Annotated in this window: 24 protein-coding genes and 1 other RNA gene; 6 read left to right on the top strand and 19 right to left on the bottom strand. The window is 52.9% G+C overall.

The annotated features are described in order from the left end of the window. Positions 1-57: 57 nt before the first annotated feature. The 3 genes from HV127_RS14185 to ffs form a co-directional block, all read right to left on the bottom strand. Positions 58-273, bottom strand: a complete 216-nt coding sequence (locus tag HV127_RS14185; protein ID WP_110273724.1) for a hypothetical protein — start codon at positions 271-273, stop codon at positions 58-60. After that, positions 270-527 carry a hypothetical protein gene (locus tag HV127_RS14180; RefSeq protein ID WP_110273725.1) on the bottom strand — a complete coding sequence of 86 codons (258 nt, stop codon included), beginning with the start codon at positions 525-527 and terminating at the stop codon, positions 270-272. Before HV127_RS14180 ends, HV127_RS14185 begins: the two co-directional genes overlap by 4 nt. 318 nt (positions 528-845) lie before the next feature. Further along, positions 846-942: signal recognition particle sRNA small type (gene ffs / locus HV127_RS14175), an RNA gene on the bottom strand. 264 nt (positions 943-1,206) lie between these two features. On the opposite strand from ffs, the gene HV127_RS14170 reads away from it, so the two are divergent. Together HV127_RS14170 and HV127_RS14165 are read left to right on the top strand one after the other, a co-directional pair. After that, positions 1,207-1,614: a dTDP-glucose pyrophosphorylase gene (locus HV127_RS14170; protein ID WP_182236774.1), complete on the top strand. Its 408-nt coding sequence runs from the start codon at positions 1,207-1,209 to the stop codon at positions 1,612-1,614. A 65-nt stretch (positions 1,615-1,679) separates the two neighbouring features. Further along, positions 1,680-1,991, top strand: a complete 312-nt coding sequence (locus tag HV127_RS14165) for an MGMT family protein (RefSeq protein ID WP_182236772.1) — start codon at positions 1,680-1,682, stop codon at positions 1,989-1,991. A 38-nt stretch (positions 1,992-2,029) separates the two neighbouring features. Here the strand turns inward: HV127_RS14165 and HV127_RS14160 are convergent, their stop codons facing one another. Then, positions 2,030-2,539, bottom strand: a complete 510-nt coding sequence (locus tag HV127_RS14160) for a YbaY family lipoprotein (RefSeq protein WP_181483302.1) — start codon at positions 2,537-2,539, stop codon at positions 2,030-2,032. Between the two features lie 220 nt (positions 2,540-2,759). On the opposite strand from HV127_RS14160, the gene tesB reads away from it, so the two are divergent. Beyond that, complete coding sequence (gene tesB / locus HV127_RS14155) at positions 2,760-3,623, top strand: acyl-CoA thioesterase II (protein WP_182236770.1); 864 nt, start codon at positions 2,760-2,762, stop codon at positions 3,621-3,623. 56 nt (positions 3,624-3,679) lie between these two features. Here tesB and amtB read toward each other — a convergent pair whose 3' ends face one another. The 5 genes from amtB to HV127_RS14130 all read right to left on the bottom strand — a co-directional run bounded on the left by amtB (position 3,680) and on the right by HV127_RS14130 (position 9,626). Beyond that, positions 3,680-4,966 carry an ammonium transporter AmtB gene (gene amtB / locus HV127_RS14150; RefSeq protein ID WP_167492815.1) on the bottom strand — a complete coding sequence of 429 codons (1,287 nt, stop codon included), beginning with the start codon at positions 4,964-4,966 and terminating at the stop codon, positions 3,680-3,682. Between the two features lie 33 nt (positions 4,967-4,999). After that, positions 5,000-5,338, bottom strand: a complete 339-nt coding sequence (gene glnK, locus HV127_RS14145) for a P-II family nitrogen regulator (RefSeq protein WP_004099573.1) — start codon at positions 5,336-5,338, stop codon at positions 5,000-5,002. 243 nt (positions 5,339-5,581) lie between these two features. Beyond that, positions 5,582-7,360 (bottom strand): SmdB family multidrug efflux ABC transporter permease/ATP-binding protein, encoded by a 1,779-nt coding sequence (locus HV127_RS14140; RefSeq protein ID WP_182236768.1) that lies wholly within the window; start codon positions 7,358-7,360, stop codon positions 5,582-5,584. Next, on the bottom strand, positions 7,353-9,125 hold the full coding sequence (locus tag HV127_RS14135) for a SmdA family multidrug ABC transporter permease/ATP-binding protein (RefSeq protein WP_182236764.1): 1,773 nt from the start codon (positions 9,123-9,125) through the stop codon (positions 7,353-7,355). The genes HV127_RS14140 and HV127_RS14135 overlap by 8 nt, the downstream gene beginning before the upstream one ends. 42 nt (positions 9,126-9,167) lie before the next feature. After that, positions 9,168-9,626 (bottom strand): Lrp/AsnC family transcriptional regulator, encoded by a 459-nt coding sequence (locus HV127_RS14130; protein ID WP_182236762.1) that lies wholly within the window; start codon positions 9,624-9,626, stop codon positions 9,168-9,170. Between the two features lie 115 nt (positions 9,627-9,741). Here HV127_RS14130 and HV127_RS14125 point away from each other — a divergent pair, with 115 nt between their 5' ends. Further along, positions 9,742-10,794 (top strand): PLP-dependent cysteine synthase family protein, encoded by a 1,053-nt coding sequence (locus HV127_RS14125; RefSeq protein WP_181483306.1) that lies wholly within the window; start codon positions 9,742-9,744, stop codon positions 10,792-10,794. 46 nt (positions 10,795-10,840) lie between these two features. On the opposite strand, the gene cof is transcribed toward HV127_RS14125, so the two are convergent. Beyond that, positions 10,841-11,659: an HMP-PP phosphatase gene (gene cof, locus HV127_RS14120; protein ID WP_182236760.1), complete on the bottom strand. Its 819-nt coding sequence runs from the start codon at positions 11,657-11,659 to the stop codon at positions 10,841-10,843. A 127-nt stretch (positions 11,660-11,786) separates the two neighbouring features. Here cof and HV127_RS14115 point away from each other — a divergent pair, with 127 nt between their 5' ends. Together HV127_RS14115 and queC are read left to right on the top strand one after the other, a co-directional pair. Beyond that, entirely contained in the window at positions 11,787-13,487 is a 1,701-nt protein-coding gene (locus HV127_RS14115; protein ID WP_182236758.1) for an SgrR family transcriptional regulator, read from the top strand. A 66-nt stretch (positions 13,488-13,553) separates the two neighbouring features. Next, positions 13,554-14,249, top strand: a complete 696-nt coding sequence (queC, locus tag HV127_RS14110; RefSeq protein WP_182236756.1) for a 7-cyano-7-deazaguanine synthase QueC — start codon at positions 13,554-13,556, stop codon at positions 14,247-14,249. 118 nt (positions 14,250-14,367) lie between these two features. Here queC and HV127_RS14105 read toward each other — a convergent pair whose 3' ends face one another. The 9 genes from HV127_RS14105 to HV127_RS14065 all read right to left on the bottom strand — a co-directional run bounded on the left by HV127_RS14105 (position 14,368) and on the right by HV127_RS14065 (position 24,462). Further along, positions 14,368-14,769 carry a YbgC/FadM family acyl-CoA thioesterase gene (locus HV127_RS14105; protein WP_182236754.1) on the bottom strand — a complete coding sequence of 134 codons (402 nt, stop codon included), beginning with the start codon at positions 14,767-14,769 and terminating at the stop codon, positions 14,368-14,370. A gap of 109 nt (positions 14,770-14,878) precedes the next feature. Further along, entirely contained in the window at positions 14,879-15,250 is a 372-nt protein-coding gene (locus HV127_RS14100) for a helix-hairpin-helix domain-containing protein (protein ID WP_182236751.1), read from the bottom strand. Between the two features lie 148 nt (positions 15,251-15,398). After that, positions 15,399-17,273, bottom strand: coding sequence for a peptidylprolyl isomerase (gene ppiD, locus HV127_RS14095; RefSeq protein ID WP_182236748.1), 1,875 nt, complete (start codon positions 17,271-17,273; stop codon positions 15,399-15,401). Between the two features lie 213 nt (positions 17,274-17,486). Further along, positions 17,487-17,759, bottom strand: coding sequence for a nucleoid-associated protein HU-beta (gene hupB, locus HV127_RS14090; protein ID WP_002444653.1), 273 nt, complete (start codon positions 17,757-17,759; stop codon positions 17,487-17,489). 208 nt (positions 17,760-17,967) lie between these two features. Then, positions 17,968-20,322 carry an endopeptidase La gene (gene lon / locus HV127_RS14085; RefSeq protein ID WP_110273741.1) on the bottom strand — a complete coding sequence of 785 codons (2,355 nt, stop codon included), beginning with the start codon at positions 20,320-20,322 and terminating at the stop codon, positions 17,968-17,970. 184 nt (positions 20,323-20,506) lie between these two features. Beyond that, positions 20,507-21,781 (bottom strand): ATP-dependent protease ATP-binding subunit ClpX, encoded by a 1,275-nt coding sequence (gene clpX / locus HV127_RS14080; protein WP_182236746.1) that lies wholly within the window; start codon positions 21,779-21,781, stop codon positions 20,507-20,509. A 132-nt stretch (positions 21,782-21,913) separates the two neighbouring features. Beyond that, positions 21,914-22,537, bottom strand: a complete 624-nt coding sequence (clpP, locus tag HV127_RS14075; protein WP_110273743.1) for an ATP-dependent Clp endopeptidase proteolytic subunit ClpP — start codon at positions 22,535-22,537, stop codon at positions 21,914-21,916. A gap of 313 nt (positions 22,538-22,850) precedes the next feature. Then, entirely contained in the window at positions 22,851-24,149 is a 1,299-nt protein-coding gene (gene tig, locus HV127_RS14070; RefSeq protein ID WP_181483313.1) for a trigger factor, read from the bottom strand. Positions 24,150-24,297: 148 nt separating this feature from the next. Further along, the gene (locus tag HV127_RS14065; protein WP_167492816.1) at positions 24,298-24,462 is read right to left on the bottom strand and encodes a hypothetical protein; all 165 of its coding nucleotides are present in this window, start codon (positions 24,460-24,462) and stop codon (positions 24,298-24,300) included. Positions 24,463-24,473 lie beyond the last annotated feature (11 nt).

The following is a 24,473-nucleotide window of genomic DNA, read 5'->3' as shown; positions in this document are numbered from 1 at the left end:
CCATTCAATCTTGTCATTACGACATGTCAGTCCGATGACAAAAATGAAATAATTTCATCAATGCTGGCGCGGAATCGCAAAACCTTTTAGCGATATAATAAAACCATCTTCATCTTTTTTAATTTTTGCACCGGTATCACACCAATCGGATGCAATGCGAAAAAACTCATCGCTACCAATATTCCAGTTCAGACGTACATGCTTAACGTAGCCGGACCGTAGCATGTCGCAGGCTTCGCTATAGTTGCTGGCTGTAGAGAGTTGTTGTTTCATTTTCTCTTCTTCAGAATTTTACGTAATGCTTTGATTTCTTTAGGGGTTAATGGAGACGTTTCCTCTTCGGTATGCTGGCTATCGATATCTTCTTCCGAAACCCCCGCCTCGTCTGCTGAATCCACTACCTGAAAAGCTAGCAACAGCAGTTTCTCCGTCGCCGTCCCTAAATTCTCGTTATTTTCTTCCGCATACTGACGCAGTTTTTCTTTTAACTCGCTATCAATTTTTACGTTCAGAACCACAGTGGTCATAATCACGCTTCCCGTGAAATAAAATTATCATATAATTAATACACGAAGTTAACATGCTGATCCAGAGATATATTTCCAGCTTATATCTAACAACATTTTCCCATAACTAATTTGCACGCCATATATGACACGAAAATGACATTAATATTTCAGTTAAATTTCAATTTTATGACATAATAATTTTTTGGCATAAGAACCAGGCATTTTAGGAATAAAATAAAATACACAAAATAACTGTGGATATTAAATATTGAGAAAGGGAAAAATCACAATTTTACTGTGGGATAGAAAATTTTGAGACCCAGAAATGGGTGGGGGCCCTGCCAGCTACATCCCGGCACACACGTCGTCTGCTCTGGCTGCTTCCTTCCGGATCTGACCTGGTAAACAGAGTAGCGTTGCGGGAGAACCAACAGAGCCCCCATTGAGAGCGCTAGTTACCTAACGCGCTGGCGCATTATCCCTGCTGAACCAGTGAATTGCAAGCTGCTGCCGATCGGCTGCTGATTTATTGCGCAAAACCAGCAAATGAGTATCACAGGATACTTATCGATACACTTCAGCGGGGTGAAATAAAGAGATTGCGAGCATACTCTCAGCACAATTTCCCGTCGTCATTCATAATACCATACATACTTTGTATCCTTTTTAATCAATACGTTATCCCAATGGTACCTGAATGAGTGAATTACCGCGTTTAATCACCACCCTGGCGATGCCCCCTATCGACGAAGTCACCGTTCCTTTCCACGGTTTAAACTTCCTGCGCCCAGAACTGATGCTGGATTTCATCACGATTAGCGATGCCCAACTGCTGGCTGTGACGCCGGTTGCGCTGCTTTACTCCAGCGTCGGCGTGCTCCAGCACGTTGAACTGCGCAAGTTGCCCATCGAAGTTAGCGGCCGCCTGGTGTACCCGATATCAACGCTTAAGCTCCCGGCGATGCGGGCTAAGCTTATCATTAACGCTCAGTCCAAACGCCTGAAGTTTCTTGAAAGCCTGCTGAGCAATACCCCGAACGAAAATATCCATGGTATGCAGATCCTTGGCCTGGCTCTGGAATTTACCGTTGCAAAATCGGCTTGAGTCGTCATCTGTACAGTCTACCGTCCAACGCTTATCCTGAACGTTTTCCGGCAACAGGACGTACCATGGATTCTCACGATACCTTTCCACAGCGGGTCTGGCAGATAATCGCCTCGATACCGGAAGGCTACGTTGCCACCTATGGCGACATTGCCCATTTGGCAGGCTCGCCGCGCGCTGCACGCCAGGTCGGGGGAGTGTTAAAGCGTCTACCGGAAGGCTCTACTCTCCCCTGGCATCGGGTGGTCAATCGTCACGGGGACATCTCTCTGACTGGTCCCGATCTGCAACGTCAACGACAGGCGCTACTGGCGGAAGGCGTGCAGGTTTCCGGTAGCGGTCATATTGACCTACAGCACTACCGTTGGATTTATTAGAGGCAAAAAAAGGCCCCTGAACAGGGGCGCTGATGATTTTATTGCGCGACAGGGGCAGCGTTGGCTACCGGAACAGCCGTCTGCTGGACCGGCACCAGTAATAGATCGGCACGATTGCCCCCCTGGTTTATCACCGTTTGCACGGTATCAGTGATAAACATCAGCTGACCATTCACAGTAATTGCAGAACTTAACAAAATGCGTGCGTTAGGCTTAATGTCTGCCTGGTTGTAAGGCAGCACAAAGTTAAACGGCGCCTGCTTCCCTTCCGTCCTTACCGCTTTTTGCGCCAACACGTGCGCTGGAGCATCAGCCAGAGATGCATCTGACAAGGTGACGGTCAATACTGCGTCCGGCGGCAACGCCACGCGCTGTCTAATATTGATTGTCCCGGAAACGTTAGGCTGCTGCTGCGAGGAGCTCAGTGAGGCAATGCCATAAGGATCGGGCGCTGCCGTTTGATTTGCTGCATTGCCGTTGTGATTATTCGCACAGGCGGTCAACGTAGCCGCTACGGCTAAGGCACTTAACATATAGGCAAATTTCATTATGTTCTCCTTTTCATCCCTACTGTAACAGGAGTACATCCTGCCAGAATCAGGGACAGGACATTAGTATCGTGAATAAGTGTGGCACAGATCTCAGATCTCTTCCTGGAAAGGAGCTCATATTCAGATTATTACACCCATCGGACCACTTGCGATTCCAGGTTATACTTTGCCTCAATTACGCGCTGCACAAGGCAGTTATCATTGATTGAGGGTCACTATGAGTCAGGCACTATCCAATCTGCTGGCATTGTTAAATCTGGAAAAAATTGAAGAAGGGCTATTCCGCGGGCAGAGCGAAGATCTGGGATTGCGCCAGGTTTTTGGTGGCCAGGTGGTTGGTCAGGCATTGTATGCGGCAAAAGAGACAGTCCCCACTGAACGCCTGATTCACTCATTTCATAGCTATTTTCTGCGGCCCGGCGATAGCCAGAAACCGATAATCTATGATGTGGAAGTCCTGCGTGATGGCAATAGCTTCAGCGCCCGGCGAGTCGCGGCCATTCAGAACGGTAAGCCGATTTTCTACATGACAGCCTCTTTCCAGGCCCCGGAGTCCGGCTACGAACATCAGAAACCGATGCCGTCAGCTCCTGCGCCGGACGACCTCCCTTCTGAAACAGATATTGCCCGCAAGCTGGCCCATTTACTGCCGCCGCAGGTTAAAGATAAGTTTCTCTGCGATAAACCACTGGAGATTCGTCCGGCTGAATTCCATAACCCGCTGAAAGGCCACGTTGCACAACCAACGCGTCAGGTGTGGATCCGCGCTAACGGCGCAGTACCGGAGGATCTCCGTATTCATCAGTATTTACTGGGCTATGCTTCAGACTTCAACTTCCTGCCAGTAGCTCTGCAGCCGCACGGCGTGGGATTTCTTGAGCCGGGAATGCAGGTTGCCACTATCGATCATTCAATGTGGTTCCATCGTCCGTTCAATATTAACGAATGGTTGCTTTATAGCGTTGAAAGCACATCGGCCTCCAGCGCTCGTGGTTTTGTACGCGGGGAGTTCTATACCCAGGACGGCACTCTGGTGGCTTCGACGGTACAGGAAGGGGTCATGCGCAACCGCAACGCGTAAAAAAACATAGCCTCCCCTAAGGGAGGCTATGTTGCTTCAGGAGATAACGCTATTTATCAGGCGTTGTAGGCGTTCTCGCCGTGGCTGTTCACATCCAGACCTTCGCGTTCCTGATCTTCCGGTACGCGCAGGCCAACGGTCATATCAGCAACTTTGTAGCCAATGAACGCGACGATGCCGGACCAGACGATGGTGATGGCGATGCTTTCCAGCTGTACCAGAACCTGATGGCCCATGGTCACGCCTTCTGCGTAACCGACGCCGCCCAGAGAGGTTGCGGCAAAGATGCCGGTCAGGATACAGCCGACGATACCGCAGACACCGTGCACGCCGAACACATCGCACGGGTCATCAACACGCAACCAGCGTTTCAGTACGGTGACGCCCCACAGACCGGCCAGACCCGCCGCGATACCGACAATCAAAGAACCACCGACGCCGATATAGCCACATGCTGGTGTAACCCCAACCAGCCCTGCAATCGCCCCAGAACATGCGCCCAGCAGAGATGGCTTACCGCGGGTAACCCATTCACCGAAGGTCCACGCCAGGATAGCCGCCGCAGTCGCCACCACGGTGTTGACGAAAGCCAGGCCCGCAATTTCGTTCGCCGCGCCAGCAGAACCGGCGTTGAAGCCAAACCAACCAACGTAGAGGATCGCGGTACCGGTGAAGACCATCGGCAAGTTATGCGGCTTGAACGCTTCTTTGCCGAAGCCAACGCGTTTGCCCATCATGTAAGCACCCACCAACCCGGCGACGGCGGCGTTGATATGTACAACGGTACCACCCGCGAAGTCCAGCGCACCATGCGTTGCGAGCAGACCACCGCCCCAGACCATATGCGCAATCGGCACATAGGAGAGCGTCATCCACACCACCACGAAAATCAATACCGCAGAGAAACGGATCCGTTCCGCCAGCGCGCCAACAATCAGGCCGACGGTGATACAGGCAAAAGAGCCCTGGAAAGCAACGTGAATATATTGATAGAAGCTGCCCATCAGCGCTTTGAGTTCAATATTCTTCAGCATGACCCAGTCAAAGCTACCGAAGAAGCTGCCGCCAGTGCCGAAAGCTAATGTATATCCGTAAACCACCCACAGCACACAGACCAGCGCAAAAGTCACAATAACCTGAGTCAGCATGGAGAGAACGTTTTTACCGCGAATCAGGCCGCCATAGAACAGCGCGATGCCCGGAATGGTCATAAACAGCACCAGTGCGGTGCAAATCATCATAAAGGCGTTGTCGGCTTTATCCGCTACTGCCGGAGCGGCCATTGCCAACCCCGGAAGAAGCGCCAGCGCTCCCAGACCTGTTTTCATTGTTGCTATCTTCATTGTTTCGTTCCCCATCACTGTGTGGTCTGAAAGTTACAGTGCCGCTTCGTCAGATTCGCCGGTACGGATGCGAATGACGCGCTGCAACTCGGCGACAAAGATTTTGCCGTCGCCAATTTTTCCGGTATAAGCCGCTTTACTAATGACATCGACGACCTCATCGAGCTGATCGTCGGCAATGGCCACATCAATCTTCACCTTCGGTAAAAAATTGACGCTGTATTCGGCGCCGCGATAAAGTTCCGCATGGCCTTTCTGACGGCCGAACCCTTTTACTTCAGTGACCGTCAGGCCCTGAATTCCCATCGAAGATAATGCTTCACGCACGTCTTCCAGTTTGAATGGTTTGATTACCACGGTAACCAGCTTCATAAGTCCCCTCCAGTCAGAATTCGGTAATGGCCACGGCTAACACATAGGGAATAAAGCAAGGGCTATGCCAGAAATGAAAAAGGACCGCAAAGCGGCCCTTCTGAAGGGAGAAAGAAAAGAAATCGCTTGAAACGAAGCGGAAAAACGCTATGTCCGCCTAAAAATGCACCATTTCAGTGCGTGATATGTGACGTTTTTGCACCACCGCAAACCGCCAAACCCGCGCTGCCTGCTCATGGTGCATCAGGCAATAAGCGACTCTTCCTGCGCGCTGGCCGCCAGCTCTTCGCCAGCCAGCTGCAGCTGGTACATCTGCCAGTAACGACCTTTTGCCGCCAGCAGCTGTTGATGATTCCCGCGCTCTACGGCCTGGCCGCGATGCAGCACCAGGATAGTATCGGCCTCAACGATGGTCGATAAACGGTGTGCGATCACCACCAGCGTAGTGTGCTCGCGAACCCGCGCCAGGGCCTGCTGGATCGCCTGCTCAGTACCTGAGTCGATATTGGCCGTTGCTTCATCAAGGATCAGCACCTGCGGGGTATCAACCAGCACCCGCGCCAGCGCCAGCAGCTGCTTCTGACCAACGGAGAGATTGTTCCCCTGCTCGCCCAGTTGCGTATAAATCCCGTCTTCCATTTCGCGGGCCAGCTCTGCCAACTGCACCGCTTCCAGCGCCTCCCAAACCTGCTCTTCGCTGATATCACGACCGAGGGTAACGTTGGCATAGAAGGTATCGGCCAGTACCACAGGGTCCTGCTGTACCATCGCAATTCCCTGACGCAGCGCGCTGTGGCTTAATGAAGAGAGCGGACGGCCATCGATACGAATTTCACCTTTGGTCAACGGGTAGTAGCCCATCATCAGGCTAGCCAGAGTACTTTTGCCACTACCAGTATGACCGACCAGCGCCACGAAGCTGCGGGACGGGATATCAAGATTGATATCCTGCAATACCAGACTGTCATCGCGGTAGGCAAAAGAGACATTATCGATACTGACGGCCCCGCTACGCAGTGGTTCGCTATCCTCTCCCCACGCCTGACGCGGCCTGTCCATCAGTTCGAAAACTCGCTCCCCCGCCACAACCGCCTGCTGTAGCATCGACTGTTGAGTTGTCAGTTCGATCAGCGGTTCGTTCAAACGACCAAGGTAGCTAATAAAGGCGTAGAGGACCCCCACTTCGATGGTCCCGGTGCTGCTGAAGCCAAACAGCATCAGCAGGCCGCAGAGGATCAGTGAAGAGAACAGGCTCAGCAGCGGGCGTAACAGGAAACCGTCAAGGCGCAAAGTTTGCATCCGCGCCAGGTAGTGCGCATAGCTGGCCTCGCGCATCCGTTCGCCGAACCGCGCCTGCTGGCGGAACTGCTGAATGACGCCCATACCGTTAATTACTTCGTTGAAGCCATCGTTGATATCCGCCAGCCAAGCGCGAACCCGCCTGACGATTGGCGTGCTGTAGCGCTGATAAATCATCATCACGATCAACACCGCCGGGAAGATAGCGATCGCCACCAGCGCCATCCGCCAGTCAAGGCTGAACATCGCCACCAGCATCGCGCCAATCAGTGCGGCGCTGCGCAACACCGTTGCCACCACGGTCACGTACAGATCGCGGATAACCTCAGTATCGTTGGTGACTCGCGAAATAAGCTGCCCCACCGGTTGAGTATCAAACTCGCTGAGCGGCTGGCGCAGCGCGGCATCCATCACGTCACTGCGCAGTTGCTGCACAACGCCAACCGCCGCACGGTTAAACAGCAGTGACTGACAGTAATGCAGGCCAGCAGCCAGAAGTTGCAAGCCAAGATAGGCCACCGCAAGGCCGCTAACCAGCTTCAGCGGCAGAGAATTCTTCGCCACCATATTATCGATGAAGTAGCTGATCAGCAGCGGGCCGCTGACCTCAGCCACCGCCGCTACCCACATGATGGCAACGGCAATCATCAGCTGTTTCCGCCACGGGGAACCGTAGGCCAGCAGGCGTTTTAACGTCGGCCAGAGTTGAGTGAAACTACGCACCGGTGACCTCCTCGTGCTCCTGCACAACATCATCCAGCGCCGCTTCGAGCTGCTGATAGCGATACATATCGCGATACCAGCCAGGCTGTGCGGCCAGGGCTTCGTGGCGACCACGCTGGGCAACGTGCCCATGCTGCATCACCAGAATCTCGCTGGCCTCAGTCAACGCCGATAAGCGATGGGCGCTGATGATCACCGTTCTCCCCTCACCCCACTGTCGCAGGTTATGCAAAATTTGATGCTCCGTACGGCCATCCACTGCCGAGAGCGCATCATCAAGAATCAGGATCTCGGCCTCCAGCAGCAGCGCGCGGGCTATGGAAATGCGCTGCTTCTGCCCACCAGAAAGCATCACGCCGCGCTCACCGACCTCGGTGTTATATCCCTGCGGCAGGCGCAGAATATCCTCATGTACGCTGGCGAGCCGCGCTACGTGTTCGATTTGCTCCTGCGTAGCGTCCGGTCTACCCAGCGCGATATTGCTGGCGACGGTATCGGAAAATAAAAACGGGGTCTGATTCACCACCGCCAGCCGGGCGCGCCAGCTATCCAACTGGAGTCGGGTCAGGGGAACGCCGTGGAAACAGATATCCCCATCGGTTACATCGAAATGACGCTGAATCAACGCCAGAATGGTACTTTTACCGGCACCCGTCGGCCCACATATCCCCAGCATTTGACCAGGCTGTAGCGTAAAGTTGACCTTTTCCAGTGAGGATTTATGCGCCTGCGGATAGATAAATTCGCGAACGGCTACGTTGAGCGTCCCGCGGCCTTCAGGTGCAGGTTCGCTTCCGTCTTTAACTACCGGAGCCTCTTCCAGCATGGTACGAATGCGCGAATAGGCAGCACTCCCGCGCTCGACGATATTAAACATCCACGCCAGCGCCAGCATCGGCCAAATCATCAGGCCAAGGTACATAATAAAGCTGGTCAGCTGACCCAGGGTCATGCTGCCTTGCAGCACCATCCAGCTACCACCACCGATCGCGAGCAAATTCGCGGTACCAATCGCAATATAGATAGTCGGATCAAAGCGGGCATCGATGCGCGCCACGCGCATATTTTTCGCCCCGGTATCCGCAGCATCGGCGGCGAACTGCGCCGATTGCCGATCTTCAAGGCCAAAGGCTTTGATCATACGGATGCTGGTGAGGCTCTCCTGAGTACGGTCGTTCAGGCTGGAGAATGCTGCCTGCGCTACGCGAAAGCGCTCATGCAGCGCATCACCGTTACGCTTAATTGCCAGCGCCATAATCGGCATCGGCAGCAGCGCCAGCAGGGTTAACTGCCAGCTGATTTGCGTGGACATCACAATCAGCACCGCGCAGCCCATCACCATGGAGTCAACTAACGTCAACACCCCTTCCCCCGCGGCAAAAACGACCCGGTCAACGTCGTTAGTCGCCCGAGCAATCAGGTCCCCGGTGCGATGACGCAGGTAAAAAGCCGGATGCTGGCGACTGAGCTGGCGATAGAAATCTTCACGCAGTTCGACGGCCAGCTGATAGGAAGCACCGAACAGCAGCACGCGCCAGACGTAGCGCAGCAGGTAAACCATCACCGCAATAACCACCAGCAGACCGATCCACATCCACACCTTTTCCGCGGTGTAATGTTGTTTCGTGACACCGTCAACCACGATGCCGACCACTTTCGGCGGTACCAGTTGTAGGATGGCAATGATGATCAGCAGAGCAATAGCGCCGAGGTAACGACGCCACTCCCGGCGGAAATACCAGCTAAGTTGAGCAAATAATCGCAAGCAGTTAAATCCTGAGTATGTAATTCGTAGCGGCGGATGCCGTTAATCAATAGGCAAGGCTGTGGTGTATTTTATCTGTTCCATGGCGAAACTCGAAGTGACATCCGACAGGCCCGGCACGCTGTTAACCAGACGTTTATAAAAATTGTCATAGTTTTTCATGTCAGCGACCTGAACCCGCAGCAGGTAGTCATATTCCCCCGCCATACGCCAGAAGCCGAGTACCTCCGCCATTTGCGAGACCTCGCTGACAAAACGGCAGTACCAGTCGCTACTGTGGTGCTGAGTCTTAATCAGCACAAACGCCGTCAGGCCAAGTCCAACCTTTTCAGCGTCCAGCAGAGCGACGCGCCCGCGGAGAATACCTTCGTCTTCCAGACGTTTCAGGCGTTTCCAACAGGGCGTGGTGGTCAGATTAACGGCATCAGCCAGCGCCTGCAAAGAGAGGGTACAGTCGGTTTGTAGTAGAGAAAGCAGCTTGCGGTCAATTTTATCTAACATTATGCGCCTCAGGAGAAAATTTTACTCCTTTTATTGTAATTGAAAGGCTAAATGGCAACAATTTTTCCTTCGATTTCCGTTAAGCTGGGCACAAAATGACAAACAGGAAATCAAGATGAACAGCGCCTGGATAAAACACGCGATTAGTGAAATTAATGCCGATTATCAGCGTTCCGCCGACACGCACCTTATTCGTCTGGCGCTGCCGGGATTCACCGGGATTCAAATCTACCTTAAAGATGAGAGTACTCATCCAACCGGTAGCCTGAAGCATCGTCTGGCGCGTTCGCTGTTTCTCTATGGGTTGTGCAACGGCTGGATTAAAGAAGGGACGACGATTATTGAGTCCTCTTCGGGTTCGACTGCCGTCTCGGAAGCTTACTTCGCTCGACTGCTGGGTCTGCCGTTTATTGCCGTTATGCCCTCATGCACCGCAAAGCGCAAAATTGAGCAAATTGAGTTCTACGGCGGCCGCTGCCATTTTGTCGATAGCGCCTGCGAAATCTATGCCGCGTCCGAAACGCTGGCTCGCGAGCTGAACGGTCATTATATGGATCAGTTTACCTTTGCCGAGCGCGCCACCGACTGGCGGGGCAACAATAATATCGCCGACAGCATCTTCCGCCAGATGACCCATGAACCGCACCCGCAGCCATCATATATCGTGATGAGCGCGGGTACCGGCGGTACCTCAGCCACCATTGGCCGCTATATTCGCAGCCAGGGCTACGATACCAGGCTGATGGTGGTTGACCCGCAAAACTCCGTATTCATGGATTACTGGCAAAGCCGCGATGCCAGCCTGCGCAGCCCGGTCGGTAGCAAAATTGAAGGTATTGGTCGCCCGCGCGTCGAACCTTCATTTATTCCCGATGTGGTCGACGAGATGCTGCGCGTGCCGGATGCCGCCAGCGTCGCCACCGCACTGTGGCTGGAAACGCTGCTCGGGCGTAAGGTTGGAGCGTCAACCGGCACCAATATGTGGGGCGTACTGCAACTGGCCGTACGTATGCGCGAAGAAGGCCGCACTGGCTCCATCGTCACGTTACTGTGCGACAGCGGCGAACGCTACCTGGAAAGCTATTACAACCCGCAGTGGGTAGCAGCCAATATCGGCGATATCGCCCCATGGCAGGCAAAAATCGCCGAAATGCTGCACGTAAAATAAAAAAAGCCAGATATCACAAGAGATCTGGCTCGCTGGTAGGGTCTCTCTATTCGGGGGAATAAGGAAGATCAGGATTATCCAGCCAATGCGTCAAAAAGTGGGAGACAGCCTGATGGCGGCAGTCGCCAATAATCGGTAGGTGAGGTAACTGTGCTTTGAGTTGAGCCATGGCATTGCCCATAATCACGCCGCGCCCGACGCTGCCAAGCATTTCCCGGTCGTTCATAGCGTCACCAAACGCCATGCAGTCCTGCAACGTCAGGCCGAGATGCAGGCTCAGCACCGCCAGCGCAGAACCTTTGTTACATCCCGTCGGCAGCACTTCCAGGCAATCCATCGCTGAAAAGCACAAATGCGCGCTAGCCCCCAGCGCTTCGTTCAGTTGGATCCGCAACCGACGCAGATCGTCATGATCGCCACAGAAGCAGATCTTGGTTACCTGATGCGCTGGCATGCGTTTCGGATCGCGAAGCTGATAATGGAAGCCGCTATAGACATGCGCCTTCAGCATTTCTGGGATTTCGCGCCCGGTAAACCAGCCATTGTCATTAAAGATATGCATGCTGGCCGTCGTTTCCCAGACACTATGCAATACCTCTTCCGCCACTTCCGGAGCGAGATCGCGACGATGCAGCTCTTCCCCCTCAAGAGAGTGAATGCGCGTTCCGTTACCAGTGATGAGAAAGGCATCAAGCGAGAACTCGCCAATAACATGGCGCATTTCCAGCGCATGGCGACCGGTAGCAAACGTCAGGGTGATATCACGATCGCGCAGGCGTTTGAGCGTCGAAAGCGTTTTTTCCCCCAGACGATGGTCCGGCATCAGTAACGTACCGTCCATATCAAATGCAGCCAGTCTTGCCATATTCTATTCCCCGAAGCGTGGTGGATTTTGCTTGTGTTGCAGTATTGCCTGAGATATACGGAAGTAATAGTGAATAGATGAATTTTATTGTTCCGGGTTTTTAGGTAAACATCAGGATAAAGCGAAGATGAGGCTATTAAATCGCCTGAATCAGTACCAGCGCCTCTGGCAACCCTCCCAAGGCGAGCCGCAGCAGGTCACCGTTGGCGAACTGGCGGAACGCTGTTTTTGTAGCGAGCGCCATATTCGTACGCTGTTGCGCCAGGCACAGGAGGCTGGCTGGTTAAGCTGGCAAGCCAGCTCTGGTCGCGGAAAACGCGGGCAACTCCAGTTTTATAAAGCGCCGGAGACGCTACGCAATGAGATGATGGAGCAGGCGTTAAATAAAGGGCAGCAGCAGAATGCGCTTGAGCTGGCCCAGCTTGCACCGGTGGAACTCAAAGCGCTGCTCTATCCTTTTCTTGGGGGGCAATGGCAAAACAATACGCCCACGCTACGTATTCCTTACTATCGCCCGCTGGAACCTCTGCGCCCTGGTTTTTTACCCGGACGGGCTGAACAACATCTGGCCGGGCAGATTTTTTCTGGCCTGGCCCGATTTGATGCGCTAAGTACCGGTCCAATGGGAGATTTAGCGCACCATTGGGAAGTCTCATCTGATGGCCTACGCTGGAATTTTTATATCCGTTCCACGCTATTCTGGCATAACGGCGATCCTGTTGAGACATCACAACTACGCCAGCAGCTACTCATGCTACTGGAACTCCCCGCGCTGCGAACGCTATTCGCCAGCATCAGCGAGATTAGCGTCACTCATGCCCAATGTCTGACAATCACCCTGCATCGGGCGGATTTTTGGCTACCGTTTCGCCTGGCGAGCTACTGTAGCGTGTTGGCGCATCCGGACAATCCGGCCATTGGTAGCGGGCCCTTCCGCCTGAAGCTATTTAGCCCGGAGCTTGTACGACTAGAAAATCATCCGCGTTATCACCTTAGCCATCCTTTGATTCAGGCCGTTGAGTTCTGGATCACTCCGCAGTTATTTGAGCGGGATCTGGGCACCAGTTGCCGTCATCCGGTGCAGATAACGATTGGCGACCCCGATGAGTTGGCCAATTTACGGCAGGTCAGCAATAGTATTAGCCTCGGTTTTTGCTATCTGACTCTGCGTCAGAGCCATCGCCTAAGCAAAGCGCAGGCTCAGCGGCTGGTGTCGTTAATTCATCATTCAACGCTACTGGAAACCCTCCCCCTGGACGAAGATCTGATCGCTCCCAGCAATGAGGTGCTGCCCGGCTGGTCTATTCCGCAAGGGCCGGAAAATCTTGATATATCGCTGCCAGAGAAACTCATCCTGCTCTATCACCTTCCCGTAGAACTACACGCCATGGCAGAGCAGCTCAGGCAACGACTGGCGACATTAGGCTGCGAGTTAACAATTATTTTTCACGATGCTAAAAACTGGGATGGCTGCCAGCAGTTTGCGAAAGCGGACCTGATGATGGGCGATCGTCTGATAGGCGAAGCGCCTGAGTACACGCTGGAACAGTGGTTACGCTGCGATGCACTGTGGCCTAATTTGTTGACCGGGGCACAATATGCCCACTTACAGGCCACTCTCGATGCCGTGCAGGCGCTACCGGACGAACGCAGCCGCAACGAAGCGTTGCGCAATGTGTTTAACAACCTGATGGATGACGCCATCATGACGCCGCTATTTAATTATAATTATCGTATTAGCGCTCCGCCGGGCGTCAACGGCCTGCGTCTGAACGCTCGTGGCTGGTTTGATTTTGCCAGCGCCTGGCTCCCGGCATCAACGCCGTGACAGAGCTGGTCGCCACGCTCATCAGGCGCTACCATATCCCCTTTACATTGATAGTCAGGAATTACCATGAAACGCGCCGTAGTTGTCTTCAGTGGAGGACAGGATTCGACGACCTGCCTGGTGCAGGCTCTGCAACAGTATGATGAAGTGCATTGCGTCACGTTTGATTATGGCCAACGCCATCGCGCCGAGATTGATGTCGCTCGTGAGCTGGCGATGAAACTGGGGGCGGTCGCTCATAAAGTGCTTGATGTCACCCTGCTTAACGAACTGGCGATCAGCAGTTTAACTCGCGATAGCATCCCGGTGCCGGATTATGAACCGGATGCCAACGGTATTCCCAATACCTTCGTGCCCGGACGCAACATTCTGTTTTTAACTCTGACGGCGATTTACGCATATCAGGTTAAGGCGGAAGCGATTATTACCGGCGTTTGCGAGACCGATTTTTCGGGCTACCCGGACTGCCGCGATGAGTTTGTAAAAGCGCTGCACCACGCGGTTAGCCTGGGAATGGCAAAGGAGATCCGCTTTGAGACGCCGCTGATGTGGCTGAATAAAGCCGAGACCTGGGCCCTGGCCGATTATTGGGGTCAGTTAGATCTGGTGCGCCAGGAAACCCTGACCTGCTATAACGGCATTAAAGGCGACGGCTGCGGACAATGTGCCGCCTGTCATCTTCGCGCTAACGGGCTGAATCAATATGAGGCTGATAAGCCGGGTATTATGGCGGTAATGAAGCAAAAAACCGGGCTGAAGTAATCAGCTATTTCCCCGGAGGCGGCGCTCGACGCGCCTTGTCCGGGCTACCGGCCTGCTGGCGACTGTGAACCCGTAGCCCGGTCAGCGCAGCGCCACCGGGAAGAAAGCGGAAGCTATGTTAGCGTAAATTCATTTGATCGAGCTTTTCACGTAGTTCACCTTCAAGCGGCAGCGCTTTCTGCGTTTTTAAATCAATGCAGACAAAGGTGATGAGCGCATCAGCGACCACTTCTCCGTTAGGGTTCAGGGTCACAACCTGGCTTAACGTCCCGCTTTTCCCATTCAACTGCTCCAGCTTGCTGGTGACGGTAAGAACATCACCCAATACCGCCGGTCGGCGGTAGTTGATATTGATGTTCACCACCACGAAGGCGATGTTGTGCGCGGTCATCCAGTGAAAGGTAGCGCTATTTTCCAGCCCATCCCAGCGCGCCTCTTCGAGAAACTCCAGATAGCGTGCATTATTCACATGCTGGTAAACATCCAGATGATAGCCACGAACTTTGATTTGTGTCTGCATAGCGCAAATGCCTTACTTGAATTGTTATTTTGAGGTCAGAGGTCACACCACTTGTGCGACCTCTTCAGTCTGGCAAATATTTACGACTGTGCAAACTTCAACTGAAAATTTATAGCTTCAGATGGGACAGATTTCTCTCCACCAGCGAGTTGCCCATCCCCGGAACCTGTTTAAGATCGTCAACGGTTTTAAACGGTCCGTATTCCTCGCGATAGCTCACGATAGCCTGCGCTTTCTTTATGCCAACGCCATTCAAAGCCTGGGCGAGTTCTTCTGCACTGGCGTTATTAATACTAACCCTGGTTCCTTCACTATCAGCCGCGTTTATCGCATCAGGGGCTTTCACCTGCGGCGTTTGCACACTCTCCTTACTCGTCGTCACCGACGCTTTACCACTCGAAGGCGCGGCTAAAACCACCTGACTCCCCGCCGCGCAAACCAGTACGGCGGCGGCAATAAGCGTTCTCATTCCTCGTTTCATGCTGTTATCTCCTTGTTTGTTGACAGCAAGGGCACGATAGCGAGTGGAGAAAAAGAGTACAAAAGGCAAAATGCAGAAATGGAAAAGGCCGCGAAAGCGGCCTTTAAGAATTACATCACGTTACTTGTTTTTGCGAAGCTACGCGAAATTATTGCTGCTGATCGATGATGTCACCGAGCTTAATTTTCGCTGCTTTACGCAGGTTACTCATCAGCGCTTCAAAAGCGATTTGAGCGTTATTCTGGGTGATCCCCTGAACCATCGCTTTTTTCTGCTCTTCCGGCATCGTGCCTGCTTTCACTTCGTCCAGCGCCAGCAGTACAACGTTGCCTTGCATATCAGAACTCACACCGTAGCTCGGTTTGCCCGACTGCGGCAACGGCAGTGCAAATACTGCCTGGCTCAGCGCTTCCTGACCGGTGCGGGACAGCGTCTGCGGAGCGCCGAAGCTCAGGCCAGCGGCTTTCATCGCCTCATCGCCTTTGCCCTCTTTAAGCGCCACCAGAAGCTTGTCGGCGTCCAGTTTAGCCTGCTGCTCCGCCTTGCTGTGCTTAACGATATCGCTGACCTGCGCTTTCACATCCGCCAGCGGTTTCACCGCTTCTGGTTTATGCTCGCTAACGCGCAGAACAAATGCACGATCGCCATCAACGGTGATGATGTCGGAGTTACTACCAGGAGTACCGCTTTCACCAACCAAACCACCGTTGAAGATAGCGTCAGAAACCGGTTTGAAGTTCAGCTCTTGCGGAAGGTTGTCACGACCAAACCAGCCGGTTTCAACGACTTTCAATCCGGCAACCTGTGCGGCACCTGCCAAAGACTCGTTATCGTTGCTCGCCGCATCGCTCACTTTCTGCTGTAGCGCATAGTAAGCGTCCAGTGCTTTATCCTGTTTCACCTTCGCCGCGATATCAGCGCGCACGTCAGCCAGCGGTTTAACCTGTGCTGCCTGAACGTCATCAAGGCGCGCCACCAGGAAACCTACGGAAGATTTAATTACGCCAGACAGCTGACCTTTGTCTTTCAGGCCCGCATCTTTCAGCTCAGGCACGGTCGCTGCATCTTCCAGCCACCCCATATCGCCGCCGTTACGAGCAGAGATGATATCGGTGGACTTTTCTTTCGCCAGGGTGGCGAAATCAGCCCCCTTCTTCAGCTCATCAAGCACCGCCTGAGCATCCGCTTCAGTCTTGGTCTGAATGATGCTGTAGCGGTTACGCTGCGGCTGAGTGAACTGATCCTGATGCTGGTCATACCATGACTGAATTTCTTCGTCAGAGACGTTTTCCTGCATGCTAGCGGCATCCATCTGGATGTAGCTTACGCGGAACTGCTCCGGCGACATAAAACGCGCCTGATTCTGCTGATAGTAAGCGTTGATTTCGTCGTCGGTTACGGACTGCTTCGCCGCCAGCGCGTTCACGTCGATGGTTGCTTCACGCACCACGCGCTGTTGGGAAACCAGTGCCGCCAGCTGATCGGATTCGCCCGGCAGCATAAAGTCGGTACCCGCTACAGCGGTAACCAGTTGCTGCGTGGTCAACTGGTTACGCAGCGCTTGCGCATACTGGTCCGTCGTCATACCCATCTGATTAACGATACGGCTGAAGCGCTCGTTATCAAATTTGCCATCAGCCTGGAAAGCCTGGGTCTGGAAGATGGCCTGCTTAACCTGGTCGTCACTGACATTAAGACCGAGTTCACGGGCATACTGGTCAAGCAGCGCCTCGTCAATCAGACGATTCAGCACCTGCTGGCGCATGGTCTTCATGTAATTTTCATTGGCCGCCAGTTCAGAGAACTGATCGCCAAGCTGCTGCTGCATGCGATTACGTTCGCTGGCAACGGCATTTTCAAATTGGGCGCGACCAATCTCCTGGTCATTAATTTTCGCGGCATAGTTGTTACCACCGCCAATCAGGTAACCACTCACCCCGGTCAAAATGAACGAGACAATAATGATACCGAAAATAATCTTGAGCACGACGCTATTGGCGGCCGTGCGTAGGTTGTCCATCATGGTGTAACAACGCTCCGCTGTAGATGACTTTTGCTCGCGCAGCATAGCATGTGATGGCTACTGCGCGTGAGGACGTATTTTGACAAGAAAACAGGGTGATTGTCAGCCCACAAGTGCGTATAAACTCACATTAAGTCGCATTCTGGCAAATAAAAAAGGCACATCTCACGATGCGCCCTTGTACTTCGTCACAGACCCCAGTGGGGAAGTCGATCAGTTTACCGCGTCTTTCAGCGCTTTACCTGCACGGAAACCCGGTACTTTAGCAGCGGCGATGGTGATTTCTTTACCTGTTTGCGGATTGCGGCCAGTACGGGCGGCGCGCTCTTTAACAGCAAAAGTACCAAACCCTACCAGCGCAACGTCATCCCCAGCCTGCAGAGATTCAGTAACAGAAGCGATTAAAGCATCTAACGCACGTCCAGCTGCGGCTTTAGAAATGTCCGCACCAGCAGCAATTTTGTCAATCAGTTGAGATTTATTCACTGTTCTCTTCCTCTCTTTATAATTTATATCGCACCAGAATCCTTCGTGGTGCGACCGCGCAGCAGTTATATCAGGACTGTCATGCCCTTACAACAGCGTTGTAAATGACCCCCCTGCCAGCGATCTAAGTTAGCGATACAAAAAAAGGCTGGCAAGTGCGAATTTACTTACCAGCCCTATTTTTCTTAGCGCTATTTGCGCAAAGTCACTATTTTGCCGTGACGACTTCCATGCCGAACGGTTCGTTCTGCAGCGCAAGTGCCAGAACTTCCTCGATTCGTTTCACCGGATGGATATCTAAATCGGCAATAACGTTATCTGGAATTTCTTCAAGGTCACGTTTATTTTCATCAGGAATCAGAACAGTCTTAATACCGCCGCGATGTGCAGCCAGCAGTTTTTCCTTCAGACCACCAATTGGCAGCACCAGACCGCGCAGGGTAATTTCCCCGGTCATTGCCACATCGGCACGCACCGGATTCCCCGTCAGACAGGAAACCAGCGCGGTACACATCGCAATACCGGCGCTTGGACCATCTTTCGGCGTTGCCCCTTCCGGTACGTGAACGTGGATATCGCGTTTTTCGTAAAAATCTGAGTTAATTCCCAGCTTATCCGCACGCGAACGCACCACGGTCAACGCTGCCTGGATGGATTCCTGCATGACTTCACCGAGCGATCCGGTATAGGTCAATTTGCCTTTACCTGGGACGCAGGCGGTTTCAATAGTCAGCAGATCGCCACCCACTTCCGTCCACGCCAGGCCGGTCACCTGACCGACACGGTTTTCGTTATCCGCACGGCCATAGTCATAGCGCTGTACGCCAAGGAAATCATGCAGGTTGTCGCCGTTAATCTCGATGTGTTTCAGCGTCTTATCCAGCAACAGCTGTTTAACCGCCTTACGGCACAGTTTAGAGATTTCACGTTCCAGACCACGCACCCCAGCTTCACGGGTGTAATAACGAATGATGCCAACAATAGCGCTATCATCAACCGTCAGTTCGCCTTTCTTCAGCGCGTTACGCTCAATCTGTTTCGACAACAGGTGACGTTTAGCGATGTTCAGCTTTTCATCTTCGGTATAGCCGGAGAGACGAATCACTTCCATACGGTCCAGCAGCGGTGCCGGAATGTTCATGGAGTTAGAGGTCGCAACAAACATCACGTCGCTGAGATCGTAATCCACTTCCAGATAGTGGTCGTTAAAGGCCACGTTCTGTTCCGGATCCAGGACTTCCAGCAATGCCGAGGCCGGATCGCCGCGCATGTCGGAGGACATTTTGTCAATCTCATCGAGCAGGAACAGCGGGTTTTTAACGCCCACTTTCGCCATCTTCTGGATAAGTTTGCCCGGCATAGAGCCAATGTAGGTACGACGGTGACCACGGATTTCCGCTTCATCACGCACGCCGCCCAGCGCCATACGCACGTATTTACGTCCGGTTGCTTTGGCGATGGATTGGCCCAGAGAGGTTTTACCCACCCCCGGCGGCCCAACCAGGCACAGGATCGGCCCTTTGAGTTTGTTTACGCGGCTTTGCACTGCAAGGTACTCAAGAATACGATCCTTCACGCGCTCCAGACCGTAGTGGTCGGTGTCGAGGATCTCCTGCGCCTGACGCAGATCTTTTTTTACCTTGCTGCGGGCGTTCCACGGCACCTGCACCATCCAGTCGATGTAGCCACGAACGACGGTCGCTTCCGCCGACATCGGGGACATCATCTTCAGTTTTTGCAGTTCCGCTTCGGTTTTTTCTTTTGCCTCTTTCGGCATTTTCGCCGCGTCGATCTTACGCTTCAGCGCTTCGTTTTCGTCCGGGGCGTCGTCCATCTCGCCGAGCTCTTTTTGAATGGCTTTCATTTGCTCATTCAGGTAATACTCGCGCTGAGATTTCTCCATCTGCTTTTTCACGCGGTTGCGAATACGCTTTTCAACCTGCAGCAGATCGATTTCTGACTCCATCATCGCCATCAGATATTCCAGACGTTCGTTAACGTCGGACATCTCCAGCACGGACTGTTTGTCCGCCAGCTTCAGCGGCATATGCGCAGCGATGGTATCCGCCAGGCGTGCAGGATCGTCGATGCTATTGAGCGACGTCAGCACTTCTGGTGGGATTTTTTTGTTCAGCTTGATGTAGCCTTCGAACTGGCTGATAGCGGTACGAACCAGTACTTCCTGCTCGCGCTCGTCAATCGCCGGCGATTCAAGATATTCCGCTTTCGCCGAAAAATGCTCGCCGTTATCAGACAGTGCAGAAATACGCGCACGCTGCAAACCTTCGACCAGTACTTTTACCGTACCGTCCGGAAGCTTCAGCATTTGCAAAATAGACGCCACGGTCCCGACGGTGAAAAGATCGTTTACACCCGGCTCATCCGTCGACGCTTCTTTCTGCGCAACCAACATGATTTTTTTATCATGGTCCATGGCCGCTTCGAGACAACGGATAGATTTTTCCCGCCCTACAAACAGGGGTATGACCATGTGCGGATAAACCACCACATCGCGCAACGGCAATACGGGGATTTCAATGCGTTCAGAACGCTCAGGATTCATAGAGCTCTCTCTTAGTTTAAAGTCCGCCAGGTAGCCGACGACGCAATTCAACGACGCGTCGCCGTTAATATGTAAACCAGTATATGGGGATGTATTCCACACATTCAACGGCGGGAATGCAGGAAAAATAAAAGGGGAGATAAAATCCCCCCTTTTTGGTTAACTGCTTGAGCAAGTTGGCTAATTATTCACCAGATGCTTGTTGCGCTTCCGGTTTACCGTAAATCAGCAGCGGCTTGCTTTGCCCGTCGATGACTGATGCGTCGATAACCACTTTTTCGACATCTTCCATTGATGGAAGATCGTACATGGTATCAAGCAACGCAGCTTCGACAATGGAACGCAGGCCACGAGCACCGGTTTTACGCGCCATCGCTTTCTTAGCGATGGCGTCCAGTGCTTCTTCGCGGAACTCCAGTTCAGCCCCTTCCAGGTTGAACAACGCCTGATACTGCTTGGTCAGGGCGTTTTTCGGCTCTTTCAGGATCTGAATCAGCGCTTCTTCGCTCAGCTCTGTCAGCGTTGCCACTACCGGCAGACGACCGATGAATTCCGGAATCAGACCAAATTTGATCAGATCTTCCGGCTCAACCTGAGACAGCAGCTCGCCTTCGCTGGCTTTGTCGGATTTAGCCTTAACCGTCGCGCCGAAACCAATACCTGAACCGGTTTCTACGCGATGGGAAATGACTTTATCCAGCCCGGCAAATGCGCCACCGCAGATAAACAGAATCTTGGAGGTATCAACCTGCAAGAACTCCTGCTGCGGATGCTTACGCCCGCCCTGCGGCGGTACGGCAGCAACGGTGCCTTCGATAAGCTTCAGCAGCGCCTGCTGCACGCCTTCGCCAGAAACATCGCGGGTAATCGACGGGTTATCCGATTTACGGGAAATCTTGTCGATCTCATCGATATAGACAATGCCGCGCTGCGCTTTCTGCACGTCGTAATCGCACTTCTGCAACAGCTTCTGGATGATGTTCTCAACGTCTTCACCCACATAACCGGCTTCGGTCAGGGTGGTCGCATCAGCCATGGTGAACGGAACATCCAACAGGCGCGCCAGCGTTTCCGCCAGCAGCGTTTTACCGGAACCGGTCGGCCCGATCAGCAGAATGTTACTTTTACCCAATTCAACGCCATTGCTGGTGTCGCCATTACGCAGACGTTTGTAGTGGTTGTATACCGCCACTGCCAACACTTTTTTCGCCGGTTCCTGGCCGATAACATAATCGTCAAGATGGTGGCGAATTTCGTGCGGAGTCGGCAGTGCACTGCGCTCGCGATGCGGCGCGACTTCTTTGATTTCTTCGCGAATGATGTCGTTACATAAATCAACGCATTCGTCGCAGATATACACGGATGGCCCGGCGATTAGCTTACGCACTTCATGCTGGCTTTTGCCGCAAAAAGAGCAGTACAACAGTTTGCCCGAACCATCTTTGCGTTTATCTGTCATGAGTCCAAACCTCTTATTAAGTTCTTTGTGCCGCACACGACGACGCAAATGCCATTCTCAGGCGCAAGCCGCTCGCAAGCGTTGTGCCGCCCTCTTTCAAACAAGTATAGCGGCACCCTTGCGCCAGGGGCATCAATTACGATGAGTCAAAATGGAGTCGACGAGGCCGTATTCCACTGCTTCCGAGGCAGAAAGGAAGCGGTCACGCTCAGTGTCGCGCTCGATCTGCTCAAGGGATTGACCCGTATGGTGCGCCATCAGTTCATTCATGCGCCCTTTCACTTTCAGGATTTCACGGGCGTGGATTTCAATATCCGTCGCCTGGCCCTGGTAGCCGCCCAGCGGCTGGTGAATCATCACACGGGAATTTGGCAGACAGAAACGTTTATCTTTCGCCCCGGCAGTCAGCAGGAACGCGCCCATTGAGCACGCCTGCCCCATACAGATGGTGCTGACGTCCGGCTTAATAAACTGCATGGTGTCGTAGATAGACATCCCGGCGGTGATCACCCCCCCCGGCGAGTTAATGTACAGGTAGATATCTTTTTCCGGGTTTTCCGCTTCCAGAAACAGCATCTGCGCCACGATCAGGTTAGCCATGTGGTCTTCTACCTGGCCGGTCATAAAAATGACGCGCTCCTTGAGCAGACGGGAGTAAATATCAAATGAACGTTCGCCGCGTGAGGTCTGTTCAATGACCATCGGCACCAGGGCCATATGGGGTGCAAAGTTATCTCGTTCGCCACTGTATGACATTTCCGTCTCCTGGATTAATTTGAAAAAAACCGCTGCACTGATTGTAACCTTATGGACGGATTATCAGCCAGAATTTCTGCCTCAGGCAGAAGTGCATATATGCATACTTTATGACAAAGCATGATCATGCCGATGCAGTTACGTCTCTCGGTTATGGGGATGGCGTTGCCATAATTCAAGCATAACAACCTTTTGGCGTAACGCTATCACTGAAATCGGCTTTTCGCACTCATCCTAAGGCTATCATTGCAATAAAAAACCCGCCGCCTTTCGGCAACGGGTTTTTGCTCAAACCTTAAACCTTGGGGCGAAATTACGCCTGCTGGTTCATCAGCTCGCTGAAGGAAGTGGCCGCTTCAGACACTTTAGCTTTCGCCAGCACGGCTTCAACAGCCTGCTCTTCCAGCGCGACGTTGCGCATGTTGTCCATCAGCTCTTTGTTTTTGCTGTAGAACTCAACAACTTCTTTCGGATCTTCGTAAGCAGAAGCCATCTCTTCGATCAGGCCTTTTACGCGATCTTCGTCAGCTTTCAGCTCGTGGGTACGAATCACTTCGCCCAGCAGCAGACCAACAACAACGCGGCGTTTAGCCTGTTCTTCGAACAGTTCACGCGGCAGTTCCAGAGCCTGTTGCTCGTTACCACCAAAGCGCTGAGCAGCCTGGCGACGCAGAACGTCGATTTCGCTGTCGATCAGTGCAGACGGTACGTCGATATCGTTAGCTTTTACCAGACCTTCGATAGCCTGAGACTTAACGCGGTTACGTACTGCGCCTTTCAGCTCGCGCTCCATGTTTTTACGCACTTCAGCGCGCAGACCCGCTACAGAACCATCTTCAACGCCGAAACGCTTGATGAATTCTTCAGTCAGTTCCGGCAGTTCACGTTCTTCAACTTTCTTCAGGTTGATAACGAATTTAGCCGCTTTACCTTTCAGGTTTTCTGCGTGGTACTCTTCCGGGAAGGTCACGTCGATAGTGAATTCTTCGCCCGCTTTGTGGCCTTTAATACCGTCTTCAAAGCCTGGGATCATACGACCCTGGCCCATAGCCAGCACGAAGTCAGACGCTTTGCCGCCTTCGAACTCTTCGCCGTCAACGGAACCGGTGAAGTCAACGGTGACACGATCTTCTGCATCAACAGCGCCGTCTTTATCTTTCCAGTTAGCCTGCTGCTTGCGCAGGGTATCCAGCATGGTATCAACGTCAGCGTCAGTGACTTCAACAACCGGTTTTTCAACTTCGATTGCTTCCAGGCCCTGCAGTTCAACTTCCGGATAGACTTCGAACTCTACTGCGTAGGTGAAATCTTCACCCAGCTTGTATTCGCCCGGAACGTAGTTCGGTGCGCCAGCCGGATTAATCTTCTCTTTGATGATCGCGTCAACAAAGTTGCGGCTCATCAGGTCACCCAGCACGTCCTGGCGAACAGAAGCGCCATAACGCTGAGCAACGACATTCATCGGCACTTTGCCTTTACGGAAGCCGTCAATGCGAACTTTTTTCGCTACGTTGACCAGCTCGCTTTTGACAGCATTCTCGATGCTGTCAGCGGCGATAGTAATCGTTACACGGCGCCCAAGGCCCTGAGTGGTTTCAACTGAAACTTGCATCTTGTTACCTCAAAAAAATCACAGTGCTCGGTCAACTCTGGAAGCGCGTGTAGGTTGCTTCGCAGAACCGGGATGCCCTCTTCAAATCAGAAACACATTCCCTGTCGTCAGAATCATCCCGAAGACATTCATAATAAAAGACGCGGCATTATAGCGGCATCACTTTTGTGAGTCGAGAACGGTTGTCGCCCACTGTTGCGGCATTTTTCACATTTCCCGAGCAAATCTGCCTGTAAAAACGCTCAAGCTGAATGTTTTCCAGGCAAAACAAAACGGCCCGTAGGCCGTTTTCTGATAAATCTTCACGCAACATACTGGAAAAGC

This window comes from Klebsiella sp. RHBSTW-00215 (genome assembly GCF_014103785.1).
GTDB lineage: Bacteria > Pseudomonadota > Gammaproteobacteria > Enterobacterales > Enterobacteriaceae > Klebsiella.
This window is presented reverse-complemented; position numbering and strand designations above follow the sequence as displayed.

What these genes read in the sequence shown, in the direction of transcription:
- ppiD (WP_182236748.1), bottom strand. Translation starts at nt 17,273, where the DNA reads ATGATGGACAACCTACGCACGGCCGCCAATAGCGTCGTGCTCAAGATT.
- cof (WP_182236760.1), bottom strand. Translation starts at nt 11,659, where the DNA reads ATGGCAAGACTGGCTGCATTTGATATGGACGGTACGTTACTGATGCCG.
- glnK (WP_004099573.1), bottom strand. Translation starts at nt 5,338, where the DNA reads ATGAAGCTGGTTACCGTGGTAATCAAACCATTCAAACTGGAAGACGTG.
- queC (WP_182236756.1), top strand. Translation starts at nt 13,554, where the DNA reads ATGAAACGCGCCGTAGTTGTCTTCAGTGGAGGACAGGATTCGACGACC.
- HV127_RS14160 (WP_181483302.1), bottom strand. Translation starts at nt 2,539, where the DNA reads ATGAAATTTGCCTATATGTTAAGTGCCTTAGCCGTAGCGGCTACGTTG.
- HV127_RS14180 (WP_110273725.1), bottom strand. Translation starts at nt 527, where the DNA reads ATGACCACTGTGGTTCTGAACGTAAAAATTGATAGCGAGTTAAAAGAA.
- tig (WP_181483313.1), bottom strand. Translation starts at nt 24,149, where the DNA reads ATGCAAGTTTCAGTTGAAACCACTCAGGGCCTTGGGCGCCGTGTAACG.
- tesB (WP_182236770.1), top strand. Translation starts at nt 2,760, where the DNA reads ATGAGTCAGGCACTATCCAATCTGCTGGCATTGTTAAATCTGGAAAAA.
- HV127_RS14165 (WP_182236772.1), top strand. Translation starts at nt 1,680, where the DNA reads ATGGATTCTCACGATACCTTTCCACAGCGGGTCTGGCAGATAATCGCC.
- HV127_RS14100 (WP_182236751.1), bottom strand. Translation starts at nt 15,250, where the DNA reads ATGAAACGAGGAATGAGAACGCTTATTGCCGCCGCCGTACTGGTTTGC.
- clpP (WP_110273743.1), bottom strand. Translation starts at nt 22,537, where the DNA reads ATGTCATACAGTGGCGAACGAGATAACTTTGCACCCCATATGGCCCTG.
- HV127_RS14185 (WP_110273724.1), bottom strand. Translation starts at nt 273, where the DNA reads ATGAAACAACAACTCTCTACAGCCAGCAACTATAGCGAAGCCTGCGAC.
- HV127_RS14065 (WP_167492816.1), bottom strand. Translation starts at nt 24,462, where the DNA reads ATGTTGCGTGAAGATTTATCAGAAAACGGCCTACGGGCCGTTTTGTTT.
- HV127_RS14115 (WP_182236758.1), top strand. Translation starts at nt 11,787, where the DNA reads ATGAGGCTATTAAATCGCCTGAATCAGTACCAGCGCCTCTGGCAACCC.
- HV127_RS14125 (WP_181483306.1), top strand. Translation starts at nt 9,742, where the DNA reads ATGAACAGCGCCTGGATAAAACACGCGATTAGTGAAATTAATGCCGAT.
- clpX (WP_182236746.1), bottom strand. Translation starts at nt 21,781, where the DNA reads ATGACAGATAAACGCAAAGATGGTTCGGGCAAACTGTTGTACTGCTCT.
- HV127_RS14170 (WP_182236774.1), top strand. Translation starts at nt 1,207, where the DNA reads ATGAGTGAATTACCGCGTTTAATCACCACCCTGGCGATGCCCCCTATC.
- HV127_RS14130 (WP_182236762.1), bottom strand. Translation starts at nt 9,626, where the DNA reads ATGTTAGATAAAATTGACCGCAAGCTGCTTTCTCTACTACAAACCGAC.
- amtB (WP_167492815.1), bottom strand. Translation starts at nt 4,966, where the DNA reads ATGAAGATAGCAACAATGAAAACAGGTCTGGGAGCGCTGGCGCTTCTT.
- HV127_RS14105 (WP_182236754.1), bottom strand. Translation starts at nt 14,769, where the DNA reads ATGCAGACACAAATCAAAGTTCGTGGCTATCATCTGGATGTTTACCAG.
- lon (WP_110273741.1), bottom strand. Translation starts at nt 20,322, where the DNA reads ATGAATCCTGAGCGTTCTGAACGCATTGAAATCCCCGTATTGCCGTTG.